General features: G+C 67.4%; 14 protein-coding genes and 1 pseudogene. 3 read left to right on the top strand and 12 right to left on the bottom strand.

Annotated features, from left to right (window positions below):
• Window positions 1-20: 20 nt before the first annotated feature.
• The 4 genes from GMA12_RS17230 to GMA12_RS17215 all read right to left on the bottom strand — a co-directional run bounded on the left by GMA12_RS17230 (window position 21) and on the right by GMA12_RS17215 (window position 4,596).
• Window positions 21-2,051 carry a copper-translocating P-type ATPase gene (locus tag GMA12_RS17230; RefSeq protein ID WP_206064734.1) on the bottom strand — a complete coding sequence of 677 codons (2,031 nt, stop codon included), beginning with the start codon at window positions 2,049-2,051 and terminating at the stop codon, window positions 21-23.
• A gap of 274 nt (window positions 2,052-2,325) precedes the next feature.
• Window positions 2,326-2,655: a heavy-metal-associated domain-containing protein gene (locus tag GMA12_RS17225; RefSeq protein ID WP_156270735.1), complete on the bottom strand. Its 330-nt coding sequence runs from the start codon at window positions 2,653-2,655 to the stop codon at window positions 2,326-2,328.
• A gap of 97 nt (window positions 2,656-2,752) precedes the next feature.
• A complete protein-coding gene (locus tag GMA12_RS17220) occupies window positions 2,753-3,898 on the bottom strand; it encodes a sensor histidine kinase (protein WP_162460012.1) in 1,146 nt (381 codons plus the stop codon).
• Entirely contained in the window at window positions 3,895-4,596 is a 702-nt protein-coding gene (locus GMA12_RS17215) for a response regulator transcription factor (protein WP_156270734.1), read from the bottom strand. The genes GMA12_RS17220 and GMA12_RS17215 overlap by 4 nt, the downstream gene beginning before the upstream one ends.
• Before the next feature lie 159 nt (window positions 4,597-4,755).
• Here GMA12_RS17215 and GMA12_RS17210 point away from each other — a divergent pair, with 159 nt between their 5' ends.
• Complete coding sequence (locus GMA12_RS17210; RefSeq protein WP_156270733.1) at window positions 4,756-5,631, top strand: F510_1955 family glycosylhydrolase; 876 nt, start codon at window positions 4,756-4,758, stop codon at window positions 5,629-5,631.
• Between the two features lie 224 nt (window positions 5,632-5,855).
• Window positions 5,856-6,134 carry a hypothetical protein gene (locus GMA12_RS18585; RefSeq protein WP_206064733.1) on the top strand — a complete coding sequence of 93 codons (279 nt, stop codon included), beginning with the start codon at window positions 5,856-5,858 and terminating at the stop codon, window positions 6,132-6,134.
• A 342-nt stretch (window positions 6,135-6,476) separates the two neighbouring features.
• Here the strand turns inward: GMA12_RS18585 and GMA12_RS17200 are convergent, their stop codons facing one another.
• The 7 genes from GMA12_RS17200 to GMA12_RS17170 form a co-directional block, all read right to left on the bottom strand.
• The gene (locus GMA12_RS17200; protein ID WP_156270732.1) at window positions 6,477-7,145 is read right to left on the bottom strand and encodes a metal-dependent transcriptional regulator; all 669 of its coding nucleotides are present in this window, start codon (window positions 7,143-7,145) and stop codon (window positions 6,477-6,479) included.
• 25 nt (window positions 7,146-7,170) lie between these two features.
• Window positions 7,171-8,415, bottom strand: coding sequence for an Nramp family divalent metal transporter (locus GMA12_RS17195; RefSeq protein WP_156270731.1), 1,245 nt, complete (start codon window positions 8,413-8,415; stop codon window positions 7,171-7,173).
• Between the two features lie 1,235 nt (window positions 8,416-9,650).
• Window positions 9,651-9,866, bottom strand: a complete 216-nt coding sequence (locus GMA12_RS17190; protein ID WP_156270730.1) for a hypothetical protein — start codon at window positions 9,864-9,866, stop codon at window positions 9,651-9,653.
• A gap of 51 nt (window positions 9,867-9,917) precedes the next feature.
• Window positions 9,918-10,658, bottom strand: a complete 741-nt coding sequence (locus GMA12_RS17185) for a cytochrome c oxidase assembly protein (protein WP_156270729.1) — start codon at window positions 10,656-10,658, stop codon at window positions 9,918-9,920.
• Window positions 10,659-10,706: 48 nt separating this feature from the next.
• Window positions 10,707-11,872 (bottom strand): IS3 family transposase gene (locus GMA12_RS17180; RefSeq protein WP_162460011.1). Its coding sequence is split into 2 segments (ribosomal slippage): window positions 10,707-11,585 and window positions 11,588-11,872, totalling 1,164 coding nucleotides; the frame shifts between segments, so codons are not numbered across the junction.
• Between the two features lie 793 nt (window positions 11,873-12,665).
• Window positions 12,666-13,745: a sensor histidine kinase gene (locus GMA12_RS17175; protein ID WP_156270728.1), complete on the bottom strand. Its 1,080-nt coding sequence runs from the start codon at window positions 13,743-13,745 to the stop codon at window positions 12,666-12,668.
• Window positions 13,746-13,801: 56 nt separating this feature from the next.
• Window positions 13,802-14,524, bottom strand: a complete 723-nt coding sequence (locus GMA12_RS17170; protein WP_156270727.1) for a response regulator — start codon at window positions 14,522-14,524, stop codon at window positions 13,802-13,804.
• Between the two features lie 460 nt (window positions 14,525-14,984).
• On the opposite strand from GMA12_RS17170, the gene GMA12_RS17165 reads away from it, so the two are divergent.
• Window positions 14,985-15,800, top strand: coding sequence for a WecB/TagA/CpsF family glycosyltransferase (locus tag GMA12_RS17165; protein WP_162460010.1), 816 nt, complete (start codon window positions 14,985-14,987; stop codon window positions 15,798-15,800).
• A gap of 65 nt (window positions 15,801-15,865) precedes the next feature.
• Here GMA12_RS17165 and GMA12_RS18335 read toward each other — a convergent pair.
• Window positions 15,866-16,056, bottom strand: a pseudogene (locus tag GMA12_RS18335) (hypothetical protein); the annotation flags it as partial.

The raw sequence follows: 16,056 nt of genomic DNA, 5'->3' as shown, positions 1-16,056 counted from the left end.
AGGGGTGGGAAATCGGTGGGTCAGTGGGTGGGGGCCGTCGCGGGCCGCTTCGATAGGGCGGCAGCCCGGTCCTCGGCATCGGTGGCCGCCAGGTGCGCTGGGTCCAGGTCCAGGCGGCGCAGCAGCTGGGCGTTGAGGGCGACGACAATGGTGGAGACCGACATCAGCACCGCCCCGACGGCCGGGGACAGCACGATCCCGGCCGGGGCGAGGACGCCGGCGGCCAGGGGCACGGCGATGATGTTGTAGCCGGTGGCCCACACCAGGTTCTGGATCATCTTGGTGTAGCTGGCGCGGGAGAGGTCGATCATCGACAGCACGGCGCGGGGGTCGTTGCCGGCCAGGACCACTCCGGCGGATTCCATGGCCACGTCGGTGCCGGCCCCGATGGCGATGCCGACCTCGGCGCGGGCCAGGGCCGGGGCGTCGTTGACGCCGTCGCCGACCATCGCCACGGTCAGCCCGCGGGACTGCAGTTCGGTGACCTTGCTGTCCTTGTCCTGCGGGAGGACCTCGGCGAAGACCTCGTCGATGCCCAGGTCGACCCCCACGGCGTCGGCGACCTGGCGGGCGTCGCCGGTGATCATGGCGACCTTCACCCCGCGGTCCTGCAAGGCTCGGACGGCCGCGCGAGATTCGGGGCGCACCTGGTCCTCCAGGGCCAGGGCGCCGATGACCTGCCCGTCGCGCAGCACGTGCAGGACCCCGGCCCCGCGGTCGGTCCACTCCCGGGTGGCAGCGGCGATCGTGGCGGGGGTGGACAGGCCGAGTTCGCGCAGCATGTTCGGTCCGCCCACCATCACCTCGGCGCCATCCACGCTCGCGCGCACCCCACGTCCGGTGGCCGATTGGAAGCCGGTGCCGCGCAGGCCCAGGCGAGTAGCTTCGGGGTGGGCGGAGGCCGCCCGCACGATGGCTCGAGCCACCGGATGCTCGCTGTCGGCCTCCGCGGCGGCCGCGAAGGCCAGCAGCTCTGCCTCGGAGGTTCCGGGCACAGCGGCAGCGCCGGTGACCGCGTGGGCGCCCTCGGTGAGGGTGCCGGTCTTGTCGAACAGGACCACGTCGATGGTGCGCATCCGCTCCAACGCCATCCGGTTCTTGATCAGCACCCCGGCCTTCGCGGCGCGTTCGGTGGAGATGGCGATGACCAGCGGGATGGCCAGCCCCAGCGCGTGCGGGCAGGCGATCACCAGGACCGTCACGGTGCGCACCACCGCATCATCGGGCTGGCCCAGCAGGGTCCAGGCGATGGCGGTCAGCAGCCCGGCGGCCAGGGCGAACCAGAACAACCAGGCCGCCGCCCGGTCGGCCAGGGCCTGGGCGCGGGACGAGGAGGCCTGGGCGTCGGCGACCATCCGCTGGATCCCGGCCAGGGCCGTGTCGGACCCGACGGCCTCCACCCGCACCCGCACCGTGTTGTCGGTGGCCACGGTGCCGGCCACGACCGCCTCGCCCACCGTGCGGGAGACGGCCTTGGACTCCCCAGTGATCATGGACTCGTCGAACTCGGCCGACCCGCCGATGATGGTCCCATCAGCGGGCACCCGGGCCCCGGAGCGCACCAGGACCACATCGCCCACGGCCAGCTCATGAATCGCAACGGTGACGGTCTCACCGTCGAGGACCTTCTCGGCCTCATCGGGCAGCAACGCGGCCAGGGCGTCCAGGGCGGAGGAGGCCGCGCCCAGGGCGCGCATCTCCATCCAGTGGCCCAGCAGCATGATCACCACCAGCAGCGCCAGCTCCCACCAGAAGTCCAGGTTGAAGCCGCCGATCCCCAGGGTCGTCACCCAGGAGGCGAGGAAGGCCACCGTGATGGCCATGGCGATGAGCAGCATCATCCCCGGCTGGCGGGACTTCAGCTCGGTGAGCCCACCTTTGAGGAACGGCATCCCACCATAGAAGAAAATGACCGTGCCCAGCACGGGCGGGATCCAGGTCGAGCCGGGGAACTGGGGTACGTGGTAGCCCAGCAGGTGCCCGACCATGGGGCTGAAGATCACCACGGGGACCGCCAGCACGAGACTGAGCCAGAACTTGTTCTTGAACATCGCCGTGGAATGCCCGGCGTGCTCCCCGTGGGCGTGGACCACGTGATCCTCATCGAGGCCCGAGTGGGGGTGATCGGCGGGCATGGCCTGCCCGTGGGTGTCGGCATCGGCGTGGCGCCCATGGCTGTGGTGGTCCAGGGGCTGCTCCGGGCCGTGGCCGGGGTGCTCGTGGCCCGGGACCGCGGGGCGGGGATGGCCGTGGTGGTGCGGGGTGCTCATGATGTGCTCCTTCCGCGCAGGCCCTGCAGAGGGGCCGAGATAGTAAGTGGGCTCGTCAGGCGTTGACGAGGGTGTAGCCGGCGTCCTCCACGGCCGCGCGGACCGCCTCCACGGACAGCGCCCGATCGGCGGTGACGGTGACCGTGGAGATCCCCCCGGCCACCAGGTCGATGTGCACCTCGCTCACCCCGTCCACGGTGGTGAGCTCCTCGGTGACGCTGCTGGCGCAGTGGCCGCAGGTCATCCCCTCCACCTGATAGGTCGCGGTGGATCGACTCGGCGTTGTCCCCTCCGCAGGGGTGGTGTGGTCGGTGGCCGGGGCCGGGGCGCAACAGGCGCAGCCGGCGGAGGCCATCGGCAACGGGGAGCGGGTCGGATTCGTCATCTCAAACTCTTTCGATCGGTGCGGGTGGTGAGGGCCGGGAACGCCCTGACCACCCCCAGGTATATACCCCCTAGGGGTATTGTGCAAGAGGGCGGGGTCATGCGGCGGCCCTGGCCTCGCGGGTGCGGTGCCGGGTGGGGCGGGGCAGTTCCACGGTGAAGACCGACCCGGCCCCGGGCCCGGAGGAGGTGACGCTCAGCGTCCCGCCGTGGGCCTCGACCAGGGCCCGGGAGATGGTCAGGCCGATCCCGGAGCCGCCGTGGTCGCGGTCGCGGGCGGTGTCCCCGCGCCAGAAGCGTTCGAAGACCTGGGGGAGGTGCTCGGCGGCGATCCCGTCACCGGTGTCGGCCACGACCAGGGCGAGCCGGTGCGGGCCGTGGGTGGTGGCACTCACGGTGACCGTGCCGCCGGGTGGGGTGTGGCGCAGGGCGTTGGTGAGCAGGTTGCCCAGCACCTGACCGATCCGCTGCCGGTCCACCTCCACGACCCCGGCGGAGTCGCCGACGTGCAGGAGCAAAGTCACGCCCTTGGCGGCGTAGGCCTCCCGGTGGGTCTCGGCCGCGGTGCGCAGCAGCTCCTCGACGGGCTGTGGGGTGCGGTCCAGCTCGATCCGGCCCTCCTCGGCCCGGGAGACGTCGTGGATGTCCTCGACCAGCCGGGTCAGGCGCGCCAGCTGGTCGGTCATCAGCGCCCCGGTGGCCTCGTCCCAGTGGGCCACCCCGTCCTGGAGGGCCTCGCAGTAGATAGCAAGCACCGAGATCGGGGTGCGCATCTCGTGGGCCAGGTCCGAGAGCATCCGCCGGCGGGTGTCCTCGGTGCGCTGCAGCCGGGTGGCCATGGTGTTGAACGCGGTGGCCACCGCCTCCACCTCGGCCCCGGCCCCCAGGGCCGGGACCCGGGTGTCATAGCGCCCACGGGCCATGCCCTGGGCCGCGGCGGTGAGGGCGCCCAGAGGCCGTTGGAGGCGGCGGGTGAAGAACCAGGTCACCGCTGCCGCGCACACCGCGGCGGTGCCCAGGGCCGCGCCCAGGATGATCAGGTTGGTGTCGCGGTAGGCCTGCTCGACATGGAACAGCTCCGGGGAGTTCTCCGCATGCCCGGCCATGATCAGATGCTCATGGAAGATCGGCGGGCCAACCAAGGACGCCACGACCACCGCGGCGAGGATGCTGGCGGCCACCACGATGACCTGGGCCAGGAAGAACCGGGAAGCCAGCCCCCGGTTGCGTCGCCGGCCGCTCACCGGGTCACCATCCGGTAGCCGACCCCGCGCACGGTGTCGATGAAACCGGCCTGATCCTCACCGAGCTTGCGGCGCAGGTGGCCGATGTGCACATCCACGAGCCGTTCATCACCCACCCAGGCCGGGTCCCACACGGTGTCGATGAGCTGGCGACGGGTGAGGGCCTGGTGCGGGCGGGCGGTGAGTGCGGCCAGCAGGTCGAACTCGGTGCGGGTCAACGCCACCGGCTCACCGCCCACCCGGGCCTCGTGGGCGGTGAGGTCGACGGTCAGCTCCCCGAACACCCGGGCCGGCTCCACCGCGGTCACGGTGGTGCGCGGACGGCGCAGCACCGCAGCCACCCGGGCGACGAGCTCGCGCACGCTGAAGGGCTTGGTGATGTAGTCATCGGCCCCGGCGGCCAGTCCGGCCAACTTGTCGTCTTCGTCCCCGCGGGCGGTGAGCATCAGCACATAGCACTCGGAGAAGCCCCGGATCCTGCGGCACACCTCGATCCCGTCCAGACCGGGTAATCCCAGGTCCAACACCACCACGTCCGGAGCCTGAGCGCGGGCGGCCTCCACCGCCTCCGGCCCGGTGTGGGCGGTGGCCACGTCATAGCCGGCGCGGGTGAGATAGGTGGCGATCATCTGGGCCAGTGGCTTCTCGTCGTCGACCACCAGCACCCGTCCGGCCACCGCATCGATGCCAGGATTCATGCCTTCAGTGTCCCTCTCGACCCGGCACGCACCGGCGCTGATGGCTGGTCCCAGCGGGAATCTTCGCCAAACCTTCAAGGAAAATGCCGCAGGCCCCCTTCCCGGGCGATCGACAATGGGGGGTGGTCCTCGCGAGGTAACGCGAGGCGGAAAGGACCCATGAACCTCCTCACCCGCAGAAGCCTGGTCCTCGGCGGCCTCGGCCTCCTCGGTACCGGCGCCCTGGCAGCCTGTGCGTCCCCGGCACAGACCCCGGCACCGGCCGAAGCGAGCAGCCCCGGGACGGCGATCACCCACGTGCACGCCATCACCCGCGACACGGTGACCGGAGGCGGGGCCGGGGCAGGGACGATCCTGCTGGCCACCCATGAGGGCCTGTTCCACCTGCAGGACGGGGAACTGACCCAGATGGGTCCGGTCGTGGACCTGATGGGCTTCACCGTCACCCCCGAGGGCCGTTATCTGGCCTCGGGCCACCCCGGGCCCGGCACCGACCTGCCCGAGCCGGTCGGGTTGATCGAATCCACCGATCAGGGCCAGACCTGGCAGGTGCTCTCCCGGGGCGGAGAATCGGACTTCCACGCCTTGGCCGCCGGCCCGACCGGGGTGCTCGGCTTCGACGGCCAACTGCGCGCCAGCTCCAACGGCCGCAGCTGGAACACCCTCGAGATCCCCTCCGCTCCGGCCGCCCTGGCAATCGCCCCGGATACCGGCACCGTGGTGGCCACCACCCAGGACGGGGTCCTGCGCTCCGCCGACAACGGGGCCACCTGGCAGACCCTGGGCACCCCGCAGCTGATGTCCCTGATCGTCTGGGCCGATGAGAAGACCATCATCGGCGCCGGGATCGACGGACACCTGCTGACCAGCACAGACGCCGGGAAGACCTGGACCACCAGCGACCAACCGCTCGGAGAGATCACCGCCCTGGGCGCAAGCACCACCGCCGACGGTGAGATCGAGGCTCTAATGGTGGCCGACGCCACCGTTCTGCGCACCACCGACGGCGGAAACACCACTGAACAGCTACTCTGACCCGGCTCATGCCCACCCCCGTGTGAGCAGGCGTCCCTGCCGTGCCCTCGGACCCATGCGGACGCGCACCACATCCCTTGACGCGCGCGTCCGAGCAGGGCGGCAGGAATCATCCCTGACCCGTTGATCGGTGCAACGCAAGAGGCCCCTGCAGAGAGCAGGGGCCTCATCAAGGATGTCGGGGCAGGCTACGCGCACTCGTCGTAGTGGTCCTCATGCTCCGCATGCCGGTGACCATCGTGGAGGTAATCCACGTGATCGCCGTGCTCAACGGTCTCATGCCCACAATTCTCACCGTGGGTGTGCTCCGCCTTGGTGTGCTCGGCCTGCTTGTCGTGACCAGCCATGATGATCTCCCTTGGACGACCGAACCCGGAACAGGCCCGTTCATCCAGTGGAGCACCGGCATCAGCATCCGGCAACGCTTCCGCGGGAACACCACAGCGAGAATCACCCTGGCCCACATGCCCGGTGCCGCGCAGGCCTCCCACGCCTTGAGCTGATCGAACAAGCGCATCTTCAGCGCAGACCGAGCAATCGTTGATGGGCCCATGCACACCGATTGCACCAGCAGCCCGGCGCGCCCTTCTCTACATATGGCCCGCTACCAGACGTTTCCCAAGGACCGCGACGATGCACCAAGGGATCCGTCAGCAGCCGTCGAGCCGGTGAGCCTGTCGCTGTTCGCCCTCGGCGCATAGCCCGAGTGGCCATAGCGGTTACCAGCAGGGCGGTCAAGGTGCTGGGCGTTGAGTCCCCGAGGTAGTGGAGAGGGTGAGGCAGTGCCTTTCCTTGGGGGCCCTCTTGGCGCAGCCCGGCAGGGCATGCTCAGCAAGGGAACGTGTTCAGCGGGGTAGAACCCAGATTGCGGTGGCGTCCTCGGAGTCCAGGATGATCCGGTGTTGTGGTGCCACCGTGAGCGTGGCCGCCCCGTCGGGGGTCCGGTCGGTCAGGTGCAGGTCGGTGCCGGGGGTCAAGTCGTGGTGGTGAAAGCGGGTGAGGCGGTGCGGATCGGCGTCGGAGATGCGGGTGATCTGGTAGGCCCCGGGTGGGGCGGTGTCCAGGCGCAGGGCGTGGTTGGGGCGGTGGGGGTGGCCGTCGGCGGAAGGGATGGGGTCCCCGTGCGGATCATGGGTTGGGTGGCCCAGGGTGGTGTCGATGCGTTCGATCAGCTCATCCGAGGCGGCGTGCTCGAGGCGTTCGGCTTCCTCGTGGACCTGGTCCCAGGAGTAGCCCAGGGTGGTAACCAGGAAGGTTTCCAGCAGGCGGTGGCGGCGGACCATGGCGACCGCATAAGCACGGCCTTGACCGGTGAGGTTGACCGGCTTATAGGGCCGGTACTCCACCAGCCCTTGGCCCGCCAGGCGTTTGACGGTGTCGGTGACGTTGGGGGGGGTGGTGCCCAGCCGAGCGGCCAGGGCGGTGGTGGTGATGGGCGGGTCTCCCCACTCGGTGGCCGACCAGATCGCCTTGAGGTAGTCCTGGGCCACCGGGGTGATCTCGCTCAGGTTCATGGGTCCCACGCTACCGGGGGTCATCTCAGCCCTGCCCGGTGACCATGAGTCCGATCAGGGCCAGGTTCAGCGCCACGATCAGGGCCACCACCACCCAGGCCGCCACTCGCAGTGGCACCGGGTTGACGAAGCGCCCCATCAGGGCTCGGTTGCTGCTCAGGGTCACCAGCGGGATCAGCGCGAAGGGAATGCCGAGGCTGAGTACGACTTGGGAGAGCACCAGCGCCCAGGTCGGGTCCACCCCGGCTGCGATGATCACCAGGGCAGGGATCAGGGTCACGGCCCGGCGGATGACCTGGGAGATGTTCCGGTGCAGCAACCCGCCCATGATGGTGGACCCGGCGTAGCAGCCCACCGAGGTCGAGGCCAACCCGGAGGCCAACAGGCCGATCCCGAAGGCGATCCCCACGGCCGGGCCCAGGGCGGCGGTGATCGCCGCGTGGGCGCCTTCGATGGTGTCGGTGCCGGGCACCCCGGCGAGGTTGCCGGCGGCCAGCAGCAGCATCGCGATGTTCACGGAGCCCGCCACCAGCAGGGACAGCACCACGTCCCACCGGGTGGCGACCAGCAGCCGGGGCAGTGCCTGGGGTGGGGGCGGGTTGCCGTGGCGATCCCGGGCCAGGGCGGAGTGGGCGTAGATGGCGTGGGGCATCACGGTGGCCCCGAGCATGCTCGCGGCCAGCAGCACCGTCTGGGTGCCCTCGAACCGCGGGACGATCCCGGCGGCGGCCTCGCCCCAGGAGACGGGGCCGAAGAACAGTCCGGAGACGAACCCAGCCGTGATAATGACCAGCAGCCCGACGACGACGAACTCGAAGGGCTGCTGCCCGCGCTTAGACTGCAGCGCCAGCAACCCCATGGAGACCACCCCGATGATCACACCCCCGGCCAGCAGCGGGATGCCAAAGAGGATGTGCAGGGCGATCGCCCCGCCCAGCACCTCGGCCAGGTCCGTGGCCGCGGCCACGGCCTCGGCCTGCACCCAGTACGCCAACCGCCGCCGGCGCGGCAGGCGCTGCCCCAGCAGCTCAGGCAGGGAGGAACCGGTCACCAGTCCCAGCTTGGCCGACAGGTACTGCACCAGTACGGCCATCAGGTTCGCGGCCACCAGCACCCACACCAGCAGGTACCCGTACTGCGCCCCGGCGGTGAGATTCGCTGCGACATTGCCCGGATCCACATAGGCCACCGCGGCCACAAACGCCGGGCCCAGCAACCACGCCAACGGCTGGCGGCCCACCCATCGACGCCCAGTCGCCGGCGCGTCCATCCCGGACCCGGCCGGTGGTCCCGGCGGTGTCCCGGTGGGTGCTCCCTCCGGTGGTGCCATTCGTGACGGCGGCCTGGGCGTCATCGCTCTCATGGAAAGTTAAGCTAGGCGAACTTTCCGCTTGGGGGAAGTGATCCGTGGTCTTCAGGGACCTCCTCGTGACCTGGCGTTAGAGGCCCGCACGGCCGGGGTGGTTAGGCAGTGAGGCTGGCGACCTCATGGTCGCAGGACCTGGCTGGTCATCGCCGCTCACACCCGATGACCCCTGACCCTCCGACCGTCGATCTGCGCAGGCTTTGGGAGAAGCCCCGTCCCGAACATGGCTTACCGGTATGCCATGAGCCGTCGACGCGCTGACACGAGATCGCGGCCGCAAGCGGCCTCAATTTTCTTGTCCCAGGGGACCGACTGAGGCGTAGCTCCCGGTCACACGCAAAATGTAACGGCTCATCGGTCAAGTACCTGGAAACGGTCGTAGTGTCAGAAGAATGAGGGGGAAGGGCAAGAATGCGGAGACCATGGGGGATGCGGGTCTCGCTATAGCGTTTGTGGTGTTCGGATGCGTACTAGTGGGTTTGCTCACGTATGTCTTCTGGAGGGGGTCCATTGACTTGGTGTTGGCGCTCGTCATCGCAGTAGTTCCGGTTGCGATATACCTGGCGTGGCTGTGGTCACGGATGCGCTGAACCATCGCCGGGCGGAAGTCCTGGCAGAGCGCGCGGCTGACGGCGGAATGGGGTGCGAGGATGTGCCGGCGCCTCCAGATCAGTGGGCACCTGTACAAATGAGCAGGCTCAGCTTGGGCGACATGAGGTATCCGCGGGGAACTGGCACTTGACCCGGCCTGCGGGGTTGCAAGCGACGCAAGTCGTTGGTCAGAAGTCCTTGGTCCAGGACCCGTTCCGGTCGCGGTCTGCGGCGGCTGCCGAGGGCGGCTCGGTGGGTGAGTCTCACGCTGCGACCCACGGCCCGTTCCAGAGGGATTCGCCCCGAGGTTCGTTGCCATGCGGTGGCGAAGAGCGCAACGGTCCCCACCTGGACGCCGAACCAGAGGTAGGGCTGGTCGTAGTGCACTTCGGTGGGCAGAGTCAGCGGGTGGGCCGTGTGCAGGGTAAGGGTCATCGCGCTCATGATCGACAGCGGCAGCAGTCAAGCACCGATCCGATGCCCGGCACCAGCTGAGCCAGCACCCGCACTTACGTTCGCTGGCCAGGATCGTCAGAAGTGACCCCGGCTCAGCGCTTCGGTGCGCTATCGGTGGGGGAGCGGGGGCTGAAGGAGAGGGCTCCACCGTCACGTTGCTTCAGTTCTTCATACCAGCGTGCGGCGTCGTCTTGGGAAGCCAGCTCGGCGGCGCGCTCGGTACGGTCGCCACGGAAGATCGAGCGCAGAACGAGCCAAAAAATGAGGCCGATGCAGATGGACGGCAGCACGGCCGCGATGTATTCCATAGACGTATTGTCCCTCGGCAATCTGGGCGGATGCTGGCGCCGGCTCCGTGCTCAGCGCGACGCACGAGCGCCTGATTGAGGTATTCCACGAGGGCGGGTGGCGCTGTACCACTGGGCGCAGAAAACGATGATCAAGGTGACGTCCACGGCGTCCCCGCCGTAGTACATGATCTGCGCCCCGGTGCGTGCGTCGGTGGATTCAACGCCGGAGGGCGGGTGGCCATAAAGCCATTTGGCCAGGATCGAGTGGACTGTGAGGAACCCGATGAGCGCCGTTGCCCGTAGAGGAAAAGAGCTGCGGTGCGGGTTCGGGTCAATCCCTACTATCGCTATGGTGAAGAGATACCCGGCCACGAGGACGTGGGTGTGGATGAGCGCGTGCAGCCACACTGAGGTGTGCATCAAGTGGTACAGATCAGTGGTGTAAAGCGCCCACAACCCTCCGGCGTTGAGCACCACGGTGACTACCGGATGGGTCAACCCCCGCACAAGAACAGTGCGCAGAAGCCGGGAAAGCTTGCGGGCCTTAGCTACGGGTAGAGCGCGCAGCGCAAGGGTGACAGGGGCACTGAGCGATAGGCACAGTGGCCCAATCATGCCCAATAGCAGGTGCCCAACCATGTGAGCGGAAAAGTTCGTGCGGGCGGCTTCAGCAACCGGCCCTACCAGCCCGGCCCCGGCACAAAAGACCCCGGCGTACCACAGCACGGTGCGGTGGATCGGCCACCGTCCATGGCTTCGGGACGCCCACAATCCCGCAACATAGCCGACCGCAGCCAGGCCCAGCACCATGATTGCGAGGTATCGGGACTGCCGCACCGATAGGTGACAGGTGGGATTTCATGCCGCGAGGGTCACGGCGGGCTTCATCATGGTCTCGTACTCGATGGGGGTCAACCGTCCCAGACGAGCCTGGCGCCGGCGTCGGTGGTAGGTCCGCTCGGTCCAGGTGACGATGGCGATCCTCAACTCGTCCCGGGTCGCCCAGGACCGCCGGTCGAGGACGTTCTTCTGCAGCAGGGCGAAGAAGCTTTCCATGGCGGCGTTGTCCCCGGCCGCACCGACCTTGCCCATCGAGCCGACCAGGCCATGCCGGTTCAGGGCGTGGCCGAATTTCCGTGAACGAAATTGACTGCCCCTATCCGAGTGGACGATACAGCCGGCCACATCCCCGCGGCGCGCGATCGCGTTATGCAGTGCCTGCACCGCCAGGCTGGACTTCATCCGCGAGTCGATGGAGTAGCCTACGATCCGCCCGGAGAAAACGTCCTTGATCGCGCACAGGTACAGCTTTCCCTCCGCGGTCCTGTGCTCGGTGATGTCGGTCAACCACAGCTGGTTCGGCCCGACGGCGGTGAAGTCGCGCTCCACCAGGTCGTCATGGACAGGTGACCCGGGCTTCTTACCGTTCTTCGCCCGTTTCTTCCCGAACGCCGACCACCAGCGGTTGTCCCGGCAGATCCGCCACGCGCTGCGCTCACACATCACCTCGCCGGCGTCCTTGGCCTCGTCGACCAGAAAGCGGTAGCCGAACTCCGGATCATCGTGGTGGGCGTCGAACAGGGCGTTCGCCCGGTACGCCTCGGCCAGCTCGGCAGCCGTGACAGGGTCTGCCAACCACCGGTAGTAGGGCTGGCGGGAGAGCTTGAGCACCCGGCACGTCACCGCGACGGCGATCCCGTCGGCGGCGAGCTCTTTCACGAGCGGGTAGAGCCTTTTCCCGGCAGGTTCGCCTGCGAGAGGTAGGCCGCCGCCCGGCGCAGCACCTCGTTCTCCTGCTCGAGCAGGCGGATCCGCTTCTTCAGCTCACGGTTCTCCGCGGAGTCGGCTCTCGTCACGCCGGGCTTCTCACCGTCCTCGACGTCGGCCTGGCGCATCCACTTCGACAAGGTCATCTCGTGGATGCCGAAGTCCTTGGCGATCTGGGCCAGGGTCACGCCGTCTTCGCGACTGCGGGCCACGCGGACGACATCGTCACGGAACTCTTGAGGGTAGGGAGCGGGCACAGCAACATCCTTCCAGGCCGCCCTGCAGGCAAGCCAGATCGGGTGTCACCTATTCGTGCGGCAGTCCCATCCGAACAAAGCCCCACTGATGAAGCTGTGATCGTGACTCATCACGGTCACCATAGTGCAAACCGACGGGACGGTGGACTGGACGTGTTGGCCCTGAGCTTTGGACCGCATGGCCATCCGGTGCTCATGCAACGCCGCTGAGATACGCGGCGCAGCAGGGCGCAGCCACTGTCCAGAGGCGCCACTTCCCGATGCTGGTCCCGATTGTTGAGCTTGAGTAAAGGCGCCGTGTAGATACCATCAAACCTGGTCAAATATGGCTTCACGCCCTATTTCCCGAGCTGGAGAAGACGTAACTTTCAGATTGAGGACCCCCAGTTCTCATTGGCCGGTGCCCCGGACAGTCCTTCCGGGTCAGCGGTGTGAGGGTGCCCTGGTTCGGCCTCCCCCGAAGCCAGGGCACCCTTTAAAACGAACTTGCGTGACCTTAGCGTCATAGAGATGACGGCCACCATAGGTTCTCCACGCAGAAGCCGACAATGCGGCACCAAGCTTTTATTTTGTTGTACCGCTTATACAGCCATTGGCTTTTACCAACGGCGCAGGGAATCCCTATGAGGAATTGAGGTGACCGGAGCGGGAGGAGGCGCCGGCGTAAGAATCTCACTCCGGCTGGCCCCGAGTGAGCCGGCGAAGGTTCGCTACTGCCTGGGGATGCTGGAAGCGTTGACATGCCTGACCGTGTCTACCGCTGTCACAAACCACTCGGGTGCTGGGGCTGAGATCAGTCCGTGGGTGTGCGGCGGGGCAGATGGATGCGGAAGCTGGTCCCGCGCCCGGGTCCGGGGCTGGTGGCCTGCAGGGTTCCGCCATGGGCCTCGACCAGTGATTTGCTGATGGCCAAGCCCAGTCCCGAGCCGACACGGTGAGCTTCCCGACCGGCGTCGGCGCGGTAGAAGCGCTCAAACACGTGCGGAAGGTGCTTGTCGCTGATGCCTTCCCCGGAATCGGTGACGGTGACGGTGACGGCGTCTGGGGTGTGATTGGTGTGCACGGTGATGGATCCACCGGGCGGGGTGTGCCGCAGGGCGTTCTCCAGTAGGTTGCCCAGCACCTGCCCCATTCGCTCCCGATCCAGCAGCACCGGGGCGACCCCCCTGCCGGTGCTCAAGGATGCGACCGACACATCCTTACCGACTGCGTCGGGCTCAATGGCCGCGACCGCCTGGACCGCCAACTGCTCAGGGTCTTGAGGGGTGAGCTGCAAGCCGGTCGTGCCTTCTTCAGCGGCGGTGAGCTGGCGGATGTCGCGGGCCAGGCGCTCCAGCCGGGCGATCTGGGCGTCCAGAATGCTCGTGGTCCGATCATCCCACTCGACCACCCCGTCCTCGATGCCTTCCAGATATCCTTTGAGGCTGGCCAAGGGGGTGCGCATCTCATGGGCCAGATCGGCCAGCATCTGGCGGCGGGTAGTCTCCACGGCGTCGAGTTTGGCGGCCATCTCGTTGAAGGACCCGGCCAGGGAATCGAACTCCGGACCCAGTTTCGCCGAGGTCACCCGCACCGCGTAGTTGCCAGCGGCTACCTCCTGGGCAGCGGTGCTGAAAGAGACCAGGGACCGACCGATCGCGCGGTAGAGGTAGAAGGTGAGCAACCCAGCGATGTAGAGGGCCGGCAATCCACCGATGGCCAGAGCTGTCAGGCTCACCGACCGGAAAGCGTGCTCCAGATGCACCAGCCCGGCGGCTTCATTGGCGTGGCCGGCTTGGACGAGCTCGTAGTAGAACATTCTTGGCCCGAGGACCACCGCGGTGATCACCACGATGAGCAGCCCGACGGCCAGTACCGCAGTCTGGGCCAGCATCAACCGCACCGTCAACGGACTCCAGGACCAACCGCGGGCTGTTGTGGCAGGGCTGCTCATGTTCCGGTGCCCATCCGGTATCCGATCCCGCGGATGGTGTGGATGAACCGGGGGCTGGTGGCCTCATCGCCGAGTTTCTTGCGGATCCGTCCGATGTGCACGTCCACCAGGTGCTCATCCCCGGTCCAGGCCGTGTCCCAAACCATTTTCACCAGCTCTTGGCGGGAGAGCACCAGCTGCGGGTTGGCCACCAGGCACAGGAGCAGGTCGAATTCGATCTTGGTCAGTGCCACCGGCTCCTGGCCCCGATGCACCTGGCGGGAGGCCTCGTCCACCACCAGGTCCCCAATCACCAGCTTCTGCTCGCTGTGCTGCGCGGTCGTAGGAGAGCCGACGTCTCGAGTACGCGCCCGACGCAGCATGGCCTGTACCCGGGCTACGAGCTCACGTGGGCTGAAGGGCTTGGTCACGTAGTCGTCGGCGCCCATCGACAGGCCGACGATCTTGTCGACCTCATCATCACGAGCAGTGAGCATCAGCACGTGGCACTGGGAGAAGACCCGTACCTGACGGCACACTTCGATCCCATCAATACCTGGCAATCCAAGATCAAGCACCAGCACATCTGGGTCAAAGGCACGTACGGCTGTGACGGCTTCGGTGCCGTCGTGGCGCACAGCGACCTCGAGGCCGGCCTTGCGCAGATACCCCTCGATCAATTGCGCCAAGTCGATCTCATCGTCGACCACCAGGATCCGACCGGTCATGGGCGGGGGCATGTGGGCTCCTTGATTCGTGAATGGGGGGGGGTCAGTGTTCGGTCCACGGCATTTGAAGACCGGCGATCCGACTGGGTCAACGAGGTCTCCGAAGAGGGGAGTGGGGGAGTGAGCGTGTCAACATCATGCAGGCCAACTGGTCGTAGCTTAAGCGGCTTTGAGCACCGGCATGTGGGAGCGCGCCAATGATCCGAATGGTGTTATCGACCCGGATCGGACATGCAAACGACTGCACATGGGGGGACACCGCAGCGCGGAAGTGGGGGCATCCCAGACACGTCATGCATTGCTAATGTGAATTCGGCGAGCATTGGGGGGAGACACGGGCTGGTGTTCCGGATGCTGCGCCCACGGGCTGGTGTCCCGTGCGCCACTTGAGATCTGGGGGATCCCACGGCGGTAGGCGATGTGCCGACCGCCGAACGATGAGGCAGCAATTGCCGAACCGATGGGGGAACACATGCTCAAGTACCAGGCCCACGCGGACAGGCTGGGCAAGATCGAGATTCCGATCAGCGGCATCCGGGTGACACCAATGGACTCCAACGAGTTGCACCAGTGGATCTCGCAGACATGGGAGGAACACCGCAAGGCCGTGATCCTGGGCCACAATCTGCACAGTCTTTACACCTGGGAGATCAACCCGACGTTCCGTGCCTTCTACGACAAGGCAGAGGTGGTGCTGACGGACGGCTTTCCCATTCTGAAGATGGCCAAGTGGTGCTCCGGGCGCCGGCTCAGCGCCAGGCGGCACCGCCTCGGCACCATGGACTGGCTGCCCGGCCTGATGCGGTGCACCCCGGTGCGGCGCGTTGCGGTCATCGGCGCGAGCCCTGAAAGCAACGCGCGCACGGTCGAACTGCTGCGTGCAGAGGATGCAGAGCGCACGGTTGAGGGTTGGTCTGGCGAAGGGTGGAATCCGGGGCTTGAGGACCACATCGTGCAGGCTGTGCAGGAGTTCCGGCCGGACTTCGTCATCGTGGGCCTGGGCATGCCGCTGCAGGAAGAGTTCCTGAGCCGGCACTGGGAGAAGCTGCCGACGGCGATTTACGCGGCCGTGGGGGGAGTGATCGACCAGTACTCCGGTATCCAGAAATCGGCCCCGCGCTGGCTCGGACCCCTGGGCTTGGAATGGGCCTACCGGCTGGCCACCCAACCGCGGCGGCTGGGTCACCGGTATCTCGTCGAACCGTGGATCCTCGCCTATCTCCTGACGACCAAGGCTCTCCTTGCCGGACGCCGCAAGGGTGGACGTCAGGTCTTGAACCGACCCTGAAGGGCGGGCCGAGACTGACAGTCCTGGCCCACCGCCTCGAGGCGGCCCGCAAGAACAACGGTGAGTCAGTACGACCGGCCCGCGGACCGGAACGGAACTTGGCTTCCGCTCCGGTCCGCGCCGGTCGTCTCCAGGAGGTCCAGCATCGCGTCCTCCTCATCCTCCCAGGTGGGGCGGGTGCGCCGGCGCTGCGGTTTCGGGCGCATCAGGGACTTCAGGTGCGGGGGCATGTCGTCGGCCATCTCCATCTGCCGGA

It is taken from the genome of Kocuria sediminis (assembly GCF_009735315.1).
GTDB classification, from domain to species: domain Bacteria; phylum Actinomycetota; class Actinomycetes; order Actinomycetales; family Micrococcaceae; genus Kocuria; species Kocuria turfanensis.
Note: the sequence above shows the minus strand (reverse complement) of the source record. Positions and strands in the feature narration are given on the sequence as shown.

Bases quoted from the DNA above. Each gene is read 5' to 3' on its own strand.
- GMA12_RS17230 (WP_206064734.1), bottom strand. From the start codon at position 2,051: ATGTTCAAGAACAAGTTCTGGCTCAGTCTCGTGCTGGCGGTCCCCGTG.
- GMA12_RS17225 (WP_156270735.1), bottom strand. From the start codon at position 2,655: ATGACGAATCCGACCCGCTCCCCGTTGCCGATGGCCTCCGCCGGCTGC.
- GMA12_RS17215 (WP_156270734.1), bottom strand. From the start codon at position 4,596: ATGAATCCTGGCATCGATGCGGTGGCCGGACGGGTGCTGGTGGTCGAC.
- GMA12_RS17210 (WP_156270733.1), top strand. From the start codon at position 4,756: ATGAACCTCCTCACCCGCAGAAGCCTGGTCCTCGGCGGCCTCGGCCTC.
- GMA12_RS18585 (WP_206064733.1), top strand. From the start codon at position 5,856: ATGCCGGTGACCATCGTGGAGGTAATCCACGTGATCGCCGTGCTCAAC.
- GMA12_RS17200 (WP_156270732.1), bottom strand. From the start codon at position 7,145: ATGAACCTGAGCGAGATCACCCCGGTGGCCCAGGACTACCTCAAGGCG.
- GMA12_RS17195 (WP_156270731.1), bottom strand. From the start codon at position 8,415: ATGGACGCGCCGGCGACTGGGCGTCGATGGGTGGGCCGCCAGCCGTTG.
- GMA12_RS17190 (WP_156270730.1), bottom strand. From the start codon at position 9,866: ATGGAATACATCGCGGCCGTGCTGCCGTCCATCTGCATCGGCCTCATT.
- GMA12_RS17185 (WP_156270729.1), bottom strand. From the start codon at position 10,658: ATGGTGCTGGGCCTGGCTGCGGTCGGCTATGTTGCGGGATTGTGGGCG.
- GMA12_RS17175 (WP_156270728.1), bottom strand. From the start codon at position 13,745: ATGCTGGCCCAGACTGCGGTACTGGCCGTCGGGCTGCTCATCGTGGTG.
- GMA12_RS17170 (WP_156270727.1), bottom strand. From the start codon at position 14,524: ATGCCCCCGCCCATGACCGGTCGGATCCTGGTGGTCGACGATGAGATC.
- GMA12_RS17165 (WP_162460010.1), top strand. From the start codon at position 14,985: ATGCTCAAGTACCAGGCCCACGCGGACAGGCTGGGCAAGATCGAGATT.